We start from the raw sequence: 16,843 nt of genomic DNA on the forward strand, positions 1-16,843 counted from the left end.
ACAAATATGAAACGCACAATTAAAAAAGTTGCTGTAATTGGATCCGGAATTATGGGTTCAGGGATAGCTTGTCATTTTGCTAATATTGGTGTTGAAGTTTTACTTCTTGACATCATTCCACGTGAATTGACAGAAGCTGAAGCTAAAAAAGGATTAACACTTGAAAGTAAAGCCGTTCGCAACCGTGTGGTAAACGAACATTTGGCGAATTCATTAAAATCGAAACCTTCTCCTATTTACAGTCAAAAATTTGCAAACAGAATCACGACTGGAAATACGACAGATGATATGGCAAAAATTGCTAATGTTGACTGGATTATTGAAGTTGTAGTGGAACGTTTGGATATTAAAAAACTGGTATTCGAACAAATCGAGAAATTCCGTAAACCGGGAACTTTGGTTACTTCAAACACTTCTGGTATTCCGATTCATTTTATGAGCGAAGGTAGAAGCGAAGATTTTCAACAACACTTCTGCGGAACTCACTTTTTTAACCCTGCGCGTTACTTAAAATTATTTGAAATTATTCCTGGTCCAAAAACCTCAACTGAAGTATTGGATTTCTTAAACGAATACGGTTCTAAATTCTTAGGAAAAACTTCGGTTGTTGCTAAAGATACTCCGGCGTTTATTGGAAACAGAATTGGTATTTACGGTATTCAGAGTTTGTTCCACTTGGTAAAAGAAATGGGATTAACAATTGAAGAAGTGGATAAATTGACTGGTCCGGTAATTGGTCGTCCAAAATCGGCTACTTTCCGTACCGTTGACGTTGTTGGTTTGGATACTTTGGTACACGTTGCCAACGGTATTTATGAAAACTGCCCAACAGACGAACAACATGAATTGTTTAAACTTCCTGATTTCGTCAACAAAATGATAGAAAATAAATGGTTGGGAAGTAAAACAGGTCAAGGTTTTTATAAAAAAGTAGATAAAGATATTCTTTCTTTAGACCTAGATACATTAGAATACCGCGCTGCTAAAAAAGCAAGTTTTGCTACACTTGAACTAACAAAAACTATTGATAAACCAATTGATCGTTTTAAAGTTTTGGTAAAAGGAAAAGACAAAGCGGGTGAATTCTACCGTAAGAGTTTCTCTGGAATGTTTGCTTATGTATCAAACAGAATTCCTGAAATCTCAGACGAATTATATAAAATTGATGATGCGATGAAAGCCGGTTTTGGATGGGAAAATGGTCCATTCGAAATTTGGGACGCTATTGGTGTTGCAAACGGAATCGAAATCATGAAAGCAGAAGGTCTTGAACCAGCTGCATGGGTTAACGAAATGTTAGCTTCCGAAAGCGAAAGTTTCTACTCTGTAAAAGAAGGAGCTACTTATTTCTATAACATTCCAACAAAATCTCAAACTAAAGTTCCGGGACAAGATTCATTCATTATTCTGAACAACATTCGCGAAAGCAAAAAAGTTTGGAGCAATAGTGGTGCAATTATCCAGGATTTAGGAGATGGAATTTTGAACTTAGAATTCCAGTCTAAAATGAATACTATTGGTGGCGATGTACTTCAGGCTATCAATAAAGCAATTGACTTATCTGAAAAAGAATATCAAGGTTTGGTTATTGGTAACCAGGCAGCGAATTTCTCTGTTGGAGCAAATATCGGAATGATTTTCATGATGGCAGTTGAGCAGGAATATGACGAATTGAATATGGCAATCAAAATGTTCCAGGACACGATGATGCGCGTTCGTTACTCTTCTATTCCGGTTGTAGTGGCTCCTCACGGAATGACTTTTGGTGGTGGATGCGAAATGAGCTTACACGCTGATAAAGTGGTTGCTGCTGCTGAAACTTACATGGGATTAGTTGAATTTGGTGTTGGTGTACTTCCTGGTGGTGGTGGATCTAAAGAAATGGCTTTAAGAGCTTCTGACCTTTTCCGTAAAAACGATGTGGAATTGAACGTTCTTCAGGAGTATTTCTTAACTATTGCTATGGCAAAAGTTTCGACTTCTGGTTATGAAGCTTTCGACACTGGACTTCTTCAACATGGTAAAGATGTTATTGTAGTAAACAAAGATCGTCAGATCGCTGAAGCTAAAAAACATGCTTTGTTAATGGCTGAAGCGGGTTATACTCAACCTATCAGAAGAACTGATGTAAAGGTTTTAGGTAAACAAGCATTAGGAATGTTCTTAGTTGGAACAGATCAAATGGAAGCTGGAAAATACATTTCTGAGCACGATAAAAAAATCGCTAACAAACTGGCTTACGTAATGGCTGGCGGTGATTTATCTGAAGCGACTTTAGTATCTGAACAATATTTATTGGATATCGAACGTGAAGCTTTCTTATCTCTTTGTACAGAGCGTAAGACTTTAGAGAGAATCCAGTATATGTTAACTAAAGGAAAACCATTAAGAAACTAGAGACAAGAAACAAGAAGCAAGATAAAGTCTTTTCTCTTGACTCTTTCTTCTTTCATCTAAACAAGAAAAAAAACATGAAAACAGCATATATAGTAAAAGCTTACCGTACTGCGGTAGGAAAAGCACCAAAAGGGGTTTTTAGATTTAAAAGACCTGATGAATTAGCAGCAGAAACCATTCAGTTTATGATGGATGAACTGCCTGATTTCGACAAAAAACGTATCGATGACGTTATGGTAGGAAATGCCATGCCGGAAGCAGAACAAGGGCTAAATGTTGGACGTTTGATCTCTTTGATGGGATTAAAAGTTGAAGATGTTCCTGGTGTAACGGTTAACCGTTATTGCGCATCCGGACTTGAAACTATCGGAATGGCAACTGCTAAAATCCAATCGGGAATGGCAGATTGTATTATCGCAGGTGGAGCCGAAAGTATGAGTTTTATTCCGATGGGAGGTTACAAACCAACTCCGGATTATAAAGTTGCAGCTGCAGGTCACGAAGATTACTATTGGGGAATGGGTTTAACTGCTGAAGCGGTTGCCAACCAATACAAAATCTCTAGAGAAGATCAGGATGAGTTTGCTTACAACTCTCATATGAAAGCTTTGAAAGCGCAAGCTGAAGGTAAATTCGACAAACAAATCGTTCCGATTACTGTTGAACAGACTTTCATTAATGAAAATGGAAAAAAAGAAACTAAATCATACGTTGTAAAACAAGACGAAGGTCCAAGAGCCGGAACTTCTGTAGCTGCTTTAGCAGGTTTAAGACCGGTTTTTGCTGCTGACGGAAGTGTAACTGCTGGTAACTCTTCTCAAATGAGTGATGGTGCGGCTTTTGTTTTGATTATGAGCGAGGATATGGTGAAAGAATTAAACCTTGAGCCAATTGCAAGATTGGTAAATTTTGCTTCTTCTGGTGTTGAGCCAAGAATCATGGGTATTGGTCCTGTAAAAGCAATTCCGAAAGCATTGAAACAAGCTGGTTTAGAATTGAAAGATATTGACTTGGTTGAATTAAACGAGGCTTTTGCTTCTCAGTCTTTGGCTGTAATTCGCGAGTTAGGTTTAAATCCTGATATCGTAAACGTAAACGGTGGAGCGATCGCATTAGGTCACCCTCTGGGATGTACTGGCGCTAAACTTTCTGTTCAGTTATTCGACGAGATGAAACGTAGAGGTAGTAAATACGGAATTGTTTCGATGTGTGTGGGGACTGGACAAGGAAGCGCTGGGATTTACGAGGTATTGTAAAGAGAGGAAAGAGCAAAGAAGCAAGAGGAAAGATGTTTTTTTTGAAAGAATGAGGCAAGAATAAAAATTTTTAAATAGTAGTAAAAAACTTACTTTTTATATTCCTTTTCTTATCTTGGTTCAAAAAACATGAGACACAATTTTAAGAATTTGAAAATTTGGATTTTAGCAATGAGTATTACAAATGATATTTATAAATTGACTTCCACTTTTCCAAAATCAGAAACTTACAGCTTATCTAGCCAAATGAATCGATGCGCCGTTTCAATGCCTTCAAATGTAGCAGAAGGCTCAAATAGAGAGAATAAACATTTTCAGCATTATCTGAATATTAGTTTAGGATCTTCATTTGAATTACAGACACAATTATTGATAGCATGTCAGAACGACTATTTATCAAAAGAAAAAACTGAAGAAATAGAAAACAAAATAATTGAATTTCAAAAGATGACTATGGGTTTCATAAGTAAGTTGGGCTAAAATCTTTCTTCTTGATTCTTTCATCTTTTATCTAAACAAAAAACAAATGGCAGATACAATCGAAAAAAACGTAACCCGTGGTGGTCAGTTTTTAGTTAAAGAAACAAAGTGCGAAGATATCTTTACACCAGAAGATTTCTCGGAAGAGCAATTAATGATGCGTGACTCTGTAAAAGAGTTCGTAGACAAAGAATTATGGGCACATAAAGATCGTTTCGAGAAGAAAGATTATGCTTATACTGAATCATCTATGCGTAAAGCGGGTGAACTAGGACTTCTAGGAGTTGCAGTTCCTGAGGAATACGGCGGATTAGGAATGGGATTCGTATCTACAATGTTAGTTTGCGATTACATTTCTGGTGCTACAGGATCTTTCTCAACTGCTTTTGGTGCTCATACAGGAATTGGAACTATGCCAATTACACTTTATGGAACTGAAGAACAAAAGAAAAAATACGTTCCTAAATTGGCTTCCGGAGAATGGTTTGGAGCATATTGCCTAACAGAACCAGGGGCTGGATCTGATGCTAACTCAGGGAAAACTAAAGCAGTTCTATCTGAAGATGGAACACACTACTCTATCACAGGACAAAAAATGTGGATTTCGAATGCAGGTTTCTGTAGCGTTTTCATCGTTTTTGCCCGTATTGGTGATGATAAAAATATTACTGGTTTCATCGTAGAAAACGATCCGTCAAACGGAATTTCTATGAATGAAGAAGAGCATAAATTAGGAATCCGTGCTTCTTCTACTCGTCAGGTTTTCTTCAACGATACAAAAGTTCCTGTTGAAAACATGTTGTCTGAAAGAGGAAACGGTTTCAAAATTGCAATGAATGCCTTAAACGTTGGTCGTATTAAACTGGCTGCTGCTTGTCTTGATGCACAACGTAGAGTGACTACCAATGCAGTAAAATATTCAAACGAAAGAATTCAGTTTAATACTGCAATTTCATCTTTTGGAGCTATCCGTTCTAAACTAGCTGAAATGGCAACTAATGCATACGCCGGAGAAAGTGCTTCTTACCGTGCTGCAAAAGATATCGAAGACAGAATCGCTGCTCGTGAAGCAGAAGGAACTTCTCACCAGGAAGCTGAATTGAAAGGTGTTGAAGAATATGCTATCGAATGTTCTATTTTGAAAGTAGCGGTTTCTGAAGACGTACAAGCTTGTGCAGATGAAGGAATTCAGATTTTTGGTGGAATGGGATTCTCTGAAGACACTCCAATGGAAAGTGCATGGAGAGATGCTCGTATCGCCAGAATCTACGAAGGAACAAACGAAATCAACAGAATGCTTTCTGTAGGTATGTTGATCAAAAAAGCAATGAAAGGTCACGTTGATTTACTAGGGCCAGCTATGAAAGTTTCTGAAGAATTAATGGGGATTCCATCTTTTGATACTCCTGATTTCTCTGAATTATTTGCTGAAGAAAAAGGAATTATCGCTAACCTGAAAAAAGTTTTCTTGATGGTTGCCGGAAGTGCTGTTCAAAAATACGGACCTGACTTAGATGCTCACCAACAGTTATTAATGGCTGCTTCTGATATCTTAATCGAAATCTACATGGCTGAAAGTACAATTCTTAGAACTGAAAAATTAGCCAAAAATCAAGGCGAAGATAAAGTACAAGAGCAAATTGCTATGGCAAAATTATACTTGTACAAAGCGGTTGATATTGTAAACTCAAGAGGAAAAGAAGGAATTATTTCTTTTGCCGAAGGTGACGAACAACGTATGATGTTGATGGGACTTAAACGTTTCACAAAATATACAAACAATCCAAATGTTGTAGCCTTAAGAGAGGTTATTACAACCAAATTAGTTGCAGAAAACGAATACTGCTTCTAATATAAAAATAGTTTTTAGCTTTTAATTTGTTTAAACCCGCACTTATCCGAAACAGTGCGGGTTTATTTTTTTGTTTTTTTACCACGTGATTTTTTCACCATATAAGTTATATAAGTTCATTTAAACAATGCTGTTTATCTTTTATTACGTCATTATATAACCCACATCTATTATATTTAAAGAACACTACTTATATTTTCTTGTACATAACATCATAAGTTACGCAACTTCATAAAACACAGCACTTACATTATCTTATATAACTTACATGGTTTACAATACACGCAGCATTTACAATTAACTATTAGGTTTCATAATCAAATCATGATCTCCTTCAGAACTTAGATTCAGAAAACGCTCATATTCTCTTAGAACGTCAGAGATAATTCCGTCTTTAGTTAAATATTGAATATCATAACCCATACGATGATCACCAAAATAAGTAATTGGTAAAAAGACTGTTTCAACATCAACATTGGGCGTGTTTTCTTCTTTAATGAATGTTTCTGAAACAGTTTGCACCTGAGCCATTACACCATATTTGAAATTTCGTAACTGATCGTATTTTATTTCTATTTCAACAGCTTGATGTGGAGAAGAAAAAGAATTTATAGTGGCTTCAATATTATTCTTAGCCAGTTCTGCCAATAATTCTTCGAAAGCTTTTTTCACAGTTCCACTCAAAAACTTATGAATATCTTTCTTTTTAGAAACCGTTACAATCTTTTCTAAATGTTCTTTCCAATTGCTATTATTCCAATTTAAACTTCCGTGGGAATATTTTTTGTCGCTATATTCACTATCTACAACCAGTGCTTTCCATAAATTATAACATAGCAACGCCATAATAATTCCGAAGGGTAAAGCCGTAATTAAAGTCATTGTTTGAAGGGAAGCCAAACCTCCTGTTCGCAATAAACTCAAGGACAAAAGCGATAATAAAACACCCCAGAAAACACTTTGCCATTTTGGTGAACTTACTGCACCTTTTGATGCAATTCCGTTCATGATAAAAATCCCTGAATCGGCAGAGGTAATAAAAAACACGCAAATAATCAGAATTGATAATATATTCAAGAAGGTCGTTAGCGGGAAATACGTAAAGAAATTAAATAAAAGTGTATCGGGGTTTTTAGCAAATTCGCTTAACGCTCCATGTGCTACGTGCTCATCAATCCACACCGCGCTGCTTCCGAAAACGGTCATCCACAAAAAATTAAAAAATGCCGGAATAAATAATACTGCCAAAATAAACTCTCTAATAGTTCTTCCTTTAGAAATTTTAGCAATAAACAAACCTACATAAGGTGCCCACGATATCCACCACGCCCAATATAAAATGGTCCATTTTGAAAACCATTCCTGACTTCCTTTTTCGTAAGCATACGTATTAAACGTTAGTGATATAAAATGACTGATATAATGCCCTAAACCTTCTGTAAAAGTACTTAGAATATAAATAGTTGGTCCTGCAATCAGTATAAACAACATTAATAAAACTGCCATAATGATGTTTAACTCACTTAGTTTTTTAACTCCTTTTCCTAAACCTGAAATGGCAGAAAGAACAGCAATTATCATCACTACCAAAACAATCGCAATTTGATAGTTAAAACTGGATTCTGCAATTACGCCAAGACTTACTAACCCGGCACTTAACTGAACGACTCCAAAACCAAGTGTTGTCGCAATTCCGAAAAAAGTGCTGCACAAACCAAAAATATCCACAATGTTCCCGAATCTTCCATGAATTTTACTTTTCAGTATTGGATAAAATCCACTTCGAATTGCGAGAGGTAAATTATGACGATATGCAAAGTATGCCAACGAAAGCCCTACTACACCATATATCGACCATGCATGAAAGCCCCAGTGAAAAAAGGTATACAACTGAGCTTCTTTAGCTCGTAAATTTTCAGCCAAATTGGCATTGGCAGGAGTTGCATAATGCGACATGGTTTCACCTACTCCAAAATACATTAAACCAATTCCCATTCCGGCGGCAAAAAGCATGGCGACCCAGGAAAAAAAAGAATATTCGGGCTCGGAATCATCTGCTCCTAATTTGATTTTCCCAAATTTACTAATGGCTAACGTGATCAGAAACAAAACAAAAACAGTTACCAATAAAACGTAGAGCCAGCTTAAGTTCTTAAATATGATGTCTTTTACAAAATTAAGTGACTGTTCTGCTTCTTTCGAAAAAAAACCGCAAAACAACGAAATTGCAATAATTATGGTTAAACTTGGTAATGCAACTGATTTTGTAAAATTGGTTTTAAAGACACTTGAGCTTTTGGATTTATTCATAGTAAAATTGTTTTGTCATCGTTATTATCTAAAGTAAAATCCGAAATTTAAATTTGGATTGAGGAAGTTTTTATAAATAGAACTTAGATAATTTCTATAGAGATGTATTGTAAATTTAGTCAAAAAGAAGCAATTTTTCCCTTAAATGCGGCAAAAATTGCCTTTTAAAACATAAAACGTAGCAAATGAGCTTAATACTGTTCTTCTATTTAGCATCTATTTTATTCGAAAAGTTCTATATTTAGCATTCTAAAAACTCAAAAAAACATACAATGAAACAAATTAATCTGCTTGCTTTATTTTTATTGTGTTTATGTACCACAAATACATTCGCACAAAAAAATAAAAAAATGGACATTATTGCTTATTACACCGGCGATGACAAACTTATTAATCAATACGAAGTAAACAAACTAAATCAAATCATCTTTAGTTTCTGTCATTTAAAAGAGGGCAAACTAAGTGTCGATTCTGCTAAAGATTCAACAACTATTAAATATTTAGTTTCTTTAAAAGCATCAAATCCACAACTTAAAATTATTCTTTCGCTTGGTGGCTGGGGCGGTTGCGAGCCTTGTTCTGCAGCTTTTTCAACGGCGGAAGGAAGATTGACTTTTGCAAAATCAGTAAAAGAAGTCAGCAATTATTTTAAAGTAGACGGTTTAGATTTAGATTGGGAATATCCGGCAATCGAAGGTCTTCCGGGGCATTTGTATCAAGCTGCTGACAAACCAAATTTTACAGAATTAATCAAAATTTTGCGTTCTACTTTAGGTAAAAAATACGAATTGAGTTTTGCAGCTGGTGGTTTTCAAAAATATTTAGATGAATCTATTGATTGGAAAACAGTAGCGCCTTTAGTAAATCGTATCAACATTATGAGTTATGATTTGGTAAACGGATATTCTAAAGTTACCGGACATCATACTCCATTATACAGTACAAATCCAAAAGAAGAATCTACAGACAGAGCTGTTACCTTTTTATTGAAACAAGGAGTTCCTGCTGAAAAATTAATTATTGGAGGCGCATTTTATACCAGAACATGGAAAAATGTAGAAAATATAAATAATGGATTGTACCAAGCCGGAGAACATATACCTGGTGTTGATTTTAAAAATTTCACCACTACTTATACAGAAGCTAATGGTTGGAAATATTTTTGGGATGATAAAGCTAAAGCACCATATTGGTACAATGAAAAAGAAAAAACATTTGCTACCGGTGACGATTTAGCTTCTATAAAAGCAAAAACAGAATATGTTAAAGCTAAAAACCTAGGTGGAATCATGTTTTGGGAACTTCCTCTTGATGCTCCTCGTAACGGAATGGTAGACGCAATTTACCAAGTTAAAACAGCTAAATAAATTCTAGTTTAAACAATAAAAAACGGCAGTTATATGAGGTAACTGCCGTTTTTCTATTTATAAAAGTTCTATTATTGTAATTTTGATTTATCCAATTCACCGATAAAAGGAATTGATTCTAAAATCTCGGCTCTTATTATAGTTTGCAAATACACTTCTAACTGAAGAAATTTAGCAGCGTTTATCGCGCCAACAGCTTTTTTGGCCTGATTATAAGTTTTAGAGTATAATTTTTCATACCCTAAATGATTTTTTAGAGTTCCTTTTGCCAACTCATCGGCTTTTGCATCTGTAAGGGTTGCATAATTAGCAGCATAATCGTTGATTAACTGAAATTTTGTCTGCCCCAGCGCCTTACGTTCTGTTTCATAATTATCATAAACTTTAGTAAATGCAACAGACTGTGTATCAGACAAGTTCATGTATTGTTTTACAAGATCACTTTTCGACTTGCCATAAACACTTTGCAATACATCTACATCTTCCTTAAACGAAGACTGAGCATAAGATGAAAACGAGGCAATTGCCATAATAAGAATAAGACTTAGTTTTTTCATAGTATTAAATTTAATGGGTTCTTAAAAATTCATGCATTATCAAATATACTGATTTTTAATAAGTTAATACACTATTTTTTATCACCTTCATTAGTTTTTGGAGCTTCAATTTGCCCCGTATAAGAAATTGAAGCCTTATTATTACTACTTACAAAAAGCGTAGCACCTCCATCAAAAAAGATAGAAAAAGTTAAATTATATACATCATCTTTACCTTTGACAGTAGCCTTCAAAATATAACTTTTCTTCTTTTTTTCAATTTTAATATTTTCGGGAACTCCTTCAAATTTTATTCCGCCATCTCCGCCGTAAGCAACATTAAAAGCGCGTCCAAAAAAGGGTAAATCGCAAGTTGTTTTTTCTGTATTGAATTTTAAGAAATAAGTCTTATAATCCAGAATTATCAGCCTGCCTCCTTGAGTATTAACTTTTTGTGCTTCAAAAATAAAATTTTTAGAGTTTATAAGAGCTTCAATTTCTTTTTGCTTCTGTAGCTCTTGTTCTGCTTTTAATTCTTTTTTAGTCTTTTCCTGCGCAAAAACAGGAGAATTTAAAAAGCTTAATAAGACTAATAAAATCGATAATTTAATTTTCATAATAGTATTTATATGAGTTAAAAAAGGTAATTACTATTTTTTGGCAAACCGCATCATCGCAATATCACCAGAAATAAAATTTAAAGTTTTACCATCATCCGTAACATCGTAGGAAGTTATCTTTTGCAAAGTACTTATAAAAGTCTGTTCGCCTTGCTGACCGTCTACACACATCATTTTGGTCATAGCCATTGGCTGCGTAAAATCAATTTTGTTGCCGGTTACAATCAGTTTTCCTGTAAAGTTATTACAGCTGCTGTTTCCTGAAACATGATTTTCTTTGAGATCAAAACTAATTGTTGGTTTTTTATTAGGGTATAAACCATCAAAAGCAATTCTTGGTCCGGTTATATAATTAAGTTCCCAGGTTCCTTCGAGTTTAGAAACCGAATCATTTTTCTGTGTTTTAGAAGCATTACATGAAGTTAATACCACTCCTGAAAAAACTAAAATCAAAATATTCTTTATCATAATTTTACAGATTAAATTAATAATAATAATACTGGTTTTTGAAAATTTTAAATTCGGGGGTTCTACGAAATTACGCAATAATCTTGGGTTGATTTCATAAAGTAACATTAAATAACCACCAATAGTTTTAGATTTTTTTAACTATTAGCGTCAATCAATGTCGGAATTTTATGTTAAATTTACTTAATCTTTAATTTAAAAGCCTTTCGCATGAAAAAAATAATCGCTTCTTTCGCTATAATTACAGCTTTAATAGTTGGCTGTAAGACCAATACAAAATCAAATGATGCCAAAACCCTGACTGTTGCCTTAGAACCAAAAAGCAGTAGTGCCGTTGCTGGAACTGCTACTTTTACAGAGAAAAACGGGAAAGTAACTTTTGTTGCAAAAATGACTGGTTTAACTCCGGGAGTTCACGCGATACACATTCACGAAAAAGCAGATTGTAGTTCTGCTGATGGAAGTTCAGCCGGAGGACACTGGAATCCAACTTTTAAAAAGCACGGAAAATGGGGTGTTGCAGAATACCACAAAGGAGATATCGGAAACTTTACTGCTGATGCAAAAGGTAACGGAACTATAACATTAACCACTGACGAATGGTGTATTGGTTGTGGAGATGAAACTAAAGACGTTTTAGGTAAAGGTTTGGTTGTACATCAGGGAACTGATGATTTTACAACACAGCCTACCGGAAATGCAGGCGGAAGAGTCGCTTGTGCCGGAATCATCAAATAAAAAAACAATAACCACTACATTTTCACAAAATCTAGTGGTTATTTCATTTAAAATTTATCCTAACACAAGAAAAAGATATAGCTTTGCAGCTATAAATTAAAGTTAATGATTAACCCATCAGCATCAGGTTGGATAGACAAGTTTTTTAGTGAACAAAAGTTTTCAGAGGCTATTCCTTTTGAGACTACAGATTCGTTTTACTATAAAGTCAGAGAAACTGGTTTTATCTATGGCCACATCATAACTATCGATTCCCGAATTCCGGTTCCTATAAAAGGCTGGTTTAAGACCGAAATTTCTAAAGTCGCTTTACTAAATACTTTGTACGGCGTATTTTGTTTAGAAAAAAGAAGCTTTGAACCCAATAATTTTATTAGCGAAGTTTTAAAGTTTTATAACGAAATGAATCCTGAAGGATTTAATTTGTTCAAAATTTTACTTCCAAAAGATACTCCTTCCCTTTCTTTAGAAAATATAATAGATCAGCGCGTTCAGACGAATGACAGTATCATCAGTAAAAACTTTTCGCATTTAGTAACCAATGCGCTTTTATTTATTGATGTTTTGGCTTTTAGACAATATCTGGAAAAAGGCGCGATTCCAGATAAATATCTAAAACGAATCGAAGAAACTGTTTTGGGCATTGTCGCTTTGGCCTTAAAAACTAAAACTGTCAAATCACAGCATGACGATTTATTAATTAAACTTTTTGAAGCTTCGATTCGATATTCGAAATTCTCAAAAGTTACGGTTGATACTCTTGAAACCTTACAGCTGGATTATTTTAGCAATACACTGGAACATTATTATTTAATCGATATGGCCGGAATGGCTTTATGGAGCGATGGTGTTGTAGAAAACGAAGAAGCTTACTTTTTATACTCACTGGGTTCTATGATGGGAGTTTCTGATGATTTTGTAACCAAAAGCATCGACACCACCAATGATTTTATAACCACTCATAAAAAGAAAATTCCGTATTTTAATTATTCTAATCCTGTAAAACATTTCTACGATCAAATGACGCACAGCGTTGTAAAACTGATTGTAAGAAACAAAAACAGACTGGTGAAGGAAATTATTCAGAGTAAGGAATTAATGGTTCTTTTGGCTTATTCTACAACAAGAGATCTGGATGCCAAAGAAAAGAAAAAAGTAAAAAAACAGCTTTTAGATATTTGCAAAACCATTCCGTCATTAACGATATTTTTACTTCCGGGCGGAAGTTTACTATTGCCGATTTTAATCAAGTTTATTCCCACCTTATTACCATCTGCTTTTAACGAAAATCTAGACGAAAACGAATAAAAAAAATCGCCCTTTTGAGGCGATTTTTTAATTTTTATAGATTACTTAGCTGATATACCTCATCTAGTTCATCATTCGAAGCGATATTTACATTCAAATCGGTTACAAAACCTGAATTTAATCCGTAAACCCATCCGTGAAGCATTAAATCCTGACCGTTTTTCCAGGCGCCTTGTACAATTGATGTTTTGGCTAAGTTGTATACTTGTTCTTTAGCATTGATTTCAACAAAAGCATTAAAACGTTCTGTTTCATCTTCAATCGAATTTAGGTATTTGTCATGCAAACGGTATTCATCTTTAATGTGACGAATCCAGTTGTCGATAATTCCAACAGACATATTTCCCATCGCTGCTTTTACACCACCACAACCGTAATGTCCGCACACAATAACGTGTTTTACTTTAAGAACATTTACTGCATAATCAAGAACACTCAACATATTCATATCAGAGTGTACTACCATATTAGCAATATTACGATGTACAAAAACTTCTCCCGGTTTTGCCCCAATAATTTCATTTGCAGGAACACGGCTGTCAGAACATCCAATCCATAATAATGGCGGAGTTTGTCCTTTTGCCAGGTCTGCAAAAAAATTAGGGTCTAAGGCTAATGATTTTTCAACCCATTCTTTATTATTTTCTAATAACTGCTCATAGAACTTTCTCATTGTTTTTTGTTTTTTTGAATGGTATTTCTACATGTTTAAACATATTAAAATAACTAATGTAAAGTTATCTAATTTTTCATATTTCTCACAATGAAGAAATACCTTAATTAATTTAATTTGTTTAAAAATCTTCTTTAATCGTTTCTTTTTTAACCAATGCTCTCTTTGCAACATCATAATAATGTTCTATCGAAACGTGATTATTAAGATCCGGTGAATTTTCGAGCTCGTAAGCTTCTTTAAATCCTTTTAGTTTTACTTTGATATTTTCATCAATTGCTCTTGTTTCCTTAAACTCACGAATCAAATCCAGAACATCGTGTGCAATATACTCTGTATCATGTGCATTGATGATTACTTTAGAGTTTTCAGGAATTTCATTCAATGTCAATTTGATAGCCGCTTTGTTTAGGAATGAAACTTCCTGAGCCAAATCGATATGAATAACATCTCCGTCTTCGTATTCTTCTTTTTTGAAGCTGTACGCTCTTTTTAAGTTTCCTCTTAATACAAAAATCACACTTATGATAATTCCTAAAGCAACACCTTTAAGTAGATCTGTTGCTACAACAAATACTAAAGTGGCAACAAAAGGTATAAATTGGTATTTTCCTTTTTCCCAAAAATGTTTGAATGTTGCAGGTTTGGCCAATTTGTATCCCACTAAAATTAAAACAGTAGCCAAAGTCGCCAATGGAATTTTATTTAAAATTGCCGGAATAGACAAAACACTTATCAGCAAAAGCACACCGTGAATGATGGACGACATTTTAGATTTTGCACCTGCATTATTATTAGCAGATGATCTTACCACAACTGATGTCATTGGCAAACCACCCAAAAGTGAACTCATAATATTACCAATACCTTGTGCTCTAAGCTCAACATTGGTATTGGTATAACGTTTTTGAACATCCATTCTATCTGCCGCTTCGATACATAATAATGTTTCAATAGAAGCTACAATGGCAATTGTAATAGCAACTACCCAAACTTGAGGATTTGTAACCGCAGCAAAATTTGGTGTAATTAGAATAGATTTAAATTCATCAAAAGACTTTGGAACTGGCAATGAAACCAAATGTTCTTTTGCAATCGCCAATGAGCTTCCTGTAGCAATAAAAAATTCGTTTAAAGCTATACCTATAAGAACCGCAACAAGCGCTCCCGGAATTAATTTTAATTTCTTTAAAAAAGATACCTTATCCCATGAGATCAATATAACCAGTGAAACTAGCGAAACCACTACAGCTCCAAAATGTATATGATTTAAAACATCGAATAAAAATGAAAATGAGTTGCTTCCGTCATTTTGAATAAAAGCCTGATCACCTTCAAAATCTGCATCATAACCAAAAGCATGAGGCAATTGTTTTAATATAATAATGATCCCGATACCCGCTAACATTCCCTCAATAACATTGGTTGGGAAATAATTGGAGATACTTCCGGCTTTTAAAAACCCTAATGCTAACTGAATTAGTCCCGCAATAAAAACAGACATTAAAAACACATCGAAAGCACCAAAATCAGTAATAGCGGTTAAAACAATAGCTGTTAATCCAGCAGCTGGACCCGAAACACTAATATGTGACTGGCTTAAATAACCAACTATGATACCACCAATAACACCCGAGATAATACCCGAAAACAAAGGCGCTCCCGAAGCCATTGCTATACCTAAACACAATGGAAGAGCCACCAAAAAAACCACTAAACCTGAAGCAAAATCAGATTTAAGGTTGGCAAAAAGATTGATTTTTTTTGTCATAATAATACAATACTAAAAAAATTATTCATTAAAAGATTTACCACATTTAATCAAAAATGCAGCGTAATTCAAAATAATCGGAAGTATTATACTAAGTTAGGAGGAGGAGCAAAAATGCTCGGAGAGATATTATCTAATTTTACGATGTTTTCAGAAACAATCGTTTTCTTTTGAATATAGACAGGCAATAAAACCTCGTGCTCTAATATTACAGGATGCACAACAGATTTAAGCTCTTTATGAACTTCCTCTTCTGCGCAATTAAAAGATATAGCCGTATTAGTCCCTTTCTTTATCGCCTGAACAATTGTAGGGGTCGATAAGAAAGCGATAAATATGAATAATAATATGCGAGCGATTAATTTCATTGGAGCAAAAATAGTGTTAAACAAATAAAATCAAAGCTTGAGGGCAAAAATTTTATACAAATTTAACAATAACAAAAAAGCAGGAAGATCAAATTTGAAAATCCTGCTTTTAATTCTTTTATAAACAACGCATTACAGTTCTTCTTCTAACCATGCGTTCATCATCCAGATTGTTTTTTCCTGTTCAGCAATAAAGTCACTCATCATAGAATTGGTTCCTTCATCATTAATTTCATCTGATTGTTTCAAAATTTCTCTTTCAATTTTTAATAAATCTGTCAAAGAATTTACAATAAGGTGAACTGCCTTTTCGTCATTCGAGATGTTTTTTCCAACTGTTAGTTTGTTGTTTTTTATATAATCCTCAAATGTATGTAATGGAGTCCCTCCTATTGTTAAGACTCTCTCTGCAATCATATCGATTTTTAATTGGGCATCTGTATACAATTCTTCAAATTTCACATGTAAATCAAAGAAACGTTTACCACGAATGTTCCAATGTATTCCTCTTAAATTTTGATAATATACCTGAAAATTTGACAACAGAATATTTAATTCCTTTACTAACAATTCTGACTCTTTTACAGGTAATCCTAAAATATTCGTTTTCATAGTTTTTCGTTTTATAATAAGTTTACTACAAATTTAATATAAGTTCTTTTAAAATAGTATAAAAAAAAATTATATTTACTTATTTTT

The 16,843-nt window shown here is 34.2% G+C and carries 15 protein-coding genes; 7 read left to right on the top strand and 8 right to left on the bottom strand.

Annotated features, from left to right (window positions below; all coding sequences use genetic code 11):
- Positions 1-6 precede the first annotated feature (6 nt).
- From LNP81_RS24865 to LNP81_RS24880, 4 genes are all read left to right on the top strand, one after another.
- Positions 7-2,397, top strand: coding sequence for a 3-hydroxyacyl-CoA dehydrogenase/enoyl-CoA hydratase family protein (locus tag LNP81_RS24865; RefSeq protein WP_230040041.1), 2,391 nt, complete (start codon positions 7-9; stop codon positions 2,395-2,397).
- 74 nt (positions 2,398-2,471) lie between these two features.
- The gene (locus tag LNP81_RS24870; RefSeq protein ID WP_026984655.1) at positions 2,472-3,653 is read left to right on the top strand and encodes a thiolase family protein; all 1,182 of its coding nucleotides are present in this window, start codon (positions 2,472-2,474) and stop codon (positions 3,651-3,653) included.
- Positions 3,654-3,782: 129 nt separating this feature from the next.
- Complete coding sequence (locus tag LNP81_RS24875; RefSeq protein WP_230040043.1) at positions 3,783-4,133, top strand: four helix bundle protein; 351 nt, start codon at positions 3,783-3,785, stop codon at positions 4,131-4,133.
- Positions 4,134-4,179: 46 nt separating this feature from the next.
- Positions 4,180-5,985: an acyl-CoA dehydrogenase family protein gene (locus LNP81_RS24880; RefSeq protein WP_230040045.1), complete on the top strand. Its 1,806-nt coding sequence runs from the start codon at positions 4,180-4,182 to the stop codon at positions 5,983-5,985.
- Between the two features lie 297 nt (positions 5,986-6,282).
- Here LNP81_RS24880 and LNP81_RS24885 read toward each other — a convergent pair whose 3' ends face one another.
- Complete coding sequence (locus tag LNP81_RS24885) at positions 6,283-8,295, bottom strand: BCCT family transporter (protein ID WP_230040047.1); 2,013 nt, start codon at positions 8,293-8,295, stop codon at positions 6,283-6,285.
- A gap of 272 nt (positions 8,296-8,567) precedes the next feature.
- Between LNP81_RS24885 and LNP81_RS24890 the strand changes: the two genes are divergently transcribed.
- Positions 8,568-9,662: a glycoside hydrolase family 18 protein gene (locus LNP81_RS24890; RefSeq protein WP_230040049.1), complete on the top strand. Its 1,095-nt coding sequence runs from the start codon at positions 8,568-8,570 to the stop codon at positions 9,660-9,662.
- A gap of 71 nt (positions 9,663-9,733) precedes the next feature.
- Here LNP81_RS24890 and LNP81_RS24895 read toward each other — a convergent pair whose 3' ends face one another.
- From LNP81_RS24895 to LNP81_RS24905, 3 genes are all read right to left on the bottom strand, one after another.
- Positions 9,734-10,219 carry a hypothetical protein gene (locus LNP81_RS24895; protein ID WP_230040051.1) on the bottom strand — a complete coding sequence of 162 codons (486 nt, stop codon included), beginning with the start codon at positions 10,217-10,219 and terminating at the stop codon, positions 9,734-9,736.
- Between the two features lie 71 nt (positions 10,220-10,290).
- Positions 10,291-10,815 carry a DUF4251 domain-containing protein gene (locus LNP81_RS24900; RefSeq protein ID WP_230040052.1) on the bottom strand — a complete coding sequence of 175 codons (525 nt, stop codon included), beginning with the start codon at positions 10,813-10,815 and terminating at the stop codon, positions 10,291-10,293.
- Positions 10,816-10,848: 33 nt separating this feature from the next.
- Positions 10,849-11,286 carry an META domain-containing protein gene (locus LNP81_RS24905; protein ID WP_230040054.1) on the bottom strand — a complete coding sequence of 146 codons (438 nt, stop codon included), beginning with the start codon at positions 11,284-11,286 and terminating at the stop codon, positions 10,849-10,851.
- Positions 11,287-11,496: 210 nt separating this feature from the next.
- On the opposite strand from LNP81_RS24905, the gene LNP81_RS24910 reads away from it, so the two are divergent.
- Positions 11,497-12,024 carry a superoxide dismutase family protein gene (locus LNP81_RS24910; protein WP_230040055.1) on the top strand — a complete coding sequence of 176 codons (528 nt, stop codon included), beginning with the start codon at positions 11,497-11,499 and terminating at the stop codon, positions 12,022-12,024.
- Between the two features lie 105 nt (positions 12,025-12,129).
- Entirely contained in the window at positions 12,130-13,332 is a 1,203-nt protein-coding gene (locus tag LNP81_RS24915; RefSeq protein WP_230040056.1) for an LETM1-related biofilm-associated protein, read from the top strand.
- Between the two features lie 34 nt (positions 13,333-13,366).
- Here LNP81_RS24915 and can read toward each other — a convergent pair whose 3' ends face one another.
- From can to LNP81_RS24935, 4 genes are all read right to left on the bottom strand, one after another.
- The gene (gene can, locus LNP81_RS24920) at positions 13,367-14,005 is read right to left on the bottom strand and encodes a carbonate dehydratase (RefSeq protein ID WP_230040057.1); all 639 of its coding nucleotides are present in this window, start codon (positions 14,003-14,005) and stop codon (positions 13,367-13,369) included.
- Between the two features lie 121 nt (positions 14,006-14,126).
- Positions 14,127-15,776 carry a SulP family inorganic anion transporter gene (locus tag LNP81_RS24925; RefSeq protein WP_230040058.1) on the bottom strand — a complete coding sequence of 550 codons (1,650 nt, stop codon included), beginning with the start codon at positions 15,774-15,776 and terminating at the stop codon, positions 14,127-14,129.
- An 86-nt stretch (positions 15,777-15,862) separates the two neighbouring features.
- Positions 15,863-16,144 (bottom strand): hypothetical protein, encoded by a 282-nt coding sequence (locus LNP81_RS24930; RefSeq protein ID WP_230040059.1) that lies wholly within the window; start codon positions 16,142-16,144, stop codon positions 15,863-15,865.
- 132 nt (positions 16,145-16,276) lie between these two features.
- The gene (locus LNP81_RS24935) at positions 16,277-16,756 is read right to left on the bottom strand and encodes a Dps family protein (RefSeq protein ID WP_230040061.1); all 480 of its coding nucleotides are present in this window, start codon (positions 16,754-16,756) and stop codon (positions 16,277-16,279) included.
- Positions 16,757-16,843: the final 87 nt, after the last annotated feature.

The sequence above is a fragment of the Flavobacterium piscisymbiosum genome, from assembly GCF_020905295.1.
GTDB classification, from domain to species: domain Bacteria; phylum Bacteroidota; class Bacteroidia; order Flavobacteriales; family Flavobacteriaceae; genus Flavobacterium; species Flavobacterium piscisymbiosum.

Coding starts and splice junctions, on each gene's coding strand:
- LNP81_RS24865 (WP_230040041.1), top strand. CDS start 7: ATGAAACGCACAATTAAAAAAGTTGCTGTAATTGGATCCGGAATTATG.
- LNP81_RS24870 (WP_026984655.1), top strand. CDS start 2,472: ATGAAAACAGCATATATAGTAAAAGCTTACCGTACTGCGGTAGGAAAA.
- LNP81_RS24875 (WP_230040043.1), top strand. CDS start 3,783: ATGAGACACAATTTTAAGAATTTGAAAATTTGGATTTTAGCAATGAGT.
- LNP81_RS24880 (WP_230040045.1), top strand. CDS start 4,180: ATGGCAGATACAATCGAAAAAAACGTAACCCGTGGTGGTCAGTTTTTA.
- LNP81_RS24885 (WP_230040047.1), bottom strand. CDS start 8,295: ATGAATAAATCCAAAAGCTCAAGTGTCTTTAAAACCAATTTTACAAAA.
- LNP81_RS24890 (WP_230040049.1), top strand. CDS start 8,568: ATGAAACAAATTAATCTGCTTGCTTTATTTTTATTGTGTTTATGTACC.
- LNP81_RS24895 (WP_230040051.1), bottom strand. CDS start 10,219: ATGAAAAAACTAAGTCTTATTCTTATTATGGCAATTGCCTCGTTTTCA.
- LNP81_RS24900 (WP_230040052.1), bottom strand. CDS start 10,815: ATGAAAATTAAATTATCGATTTTATTAGTCTTATTAAGCTTTTTAAAT.
- LNP81_RS24905 (WP_230040054.1), bottom strand. CDS start 11,286: ATGATAAAGAATATTTTGATTTTAGTTTTTTCAGGAGTGGTATTAACT.
- LNP81_RS24910 (WP_230040055.1), top strand. CDS start 11,497: ATGAAAAAAATAATCGCTTCTTTCGCTATAATTACAGCTTTAATAGTT.
- LNP81_RS24915 (WP_230040056.1), top strand. CDS start 12,130: ATGATTAACCCATCAGCATCAGGTTGGATAGACAAGTTTTTTAGTGAA.
- can (WP_230040057.1), bottom strand. CDS start 14,005: ATGAGAAAGTTCTATGAGCAGTTATTAGAAAATAATAAAGAATGGGTT.
- LNP81_RS24925 (WP_230040058.1), bottom strand. CDS start 15,776: ATGACAAAAAAAATCAATCTTTTTGCCAACCTTAAATCTGATTTTGCT.
- LNP81_RS24930 (WP_230040059.1), bottom strand. CDS start 16,144: ATGAAATTAATCGCTCGCATATTATTATTCATATTTATCGCTTTCTTA.
- LNP81_RS24935 (WP_230040061.1), bottom strand. CDS start 16,756: ATGAAAACGAATATTTTAGGATTACCTGTAAAAGAGTCAGAATTGTTA.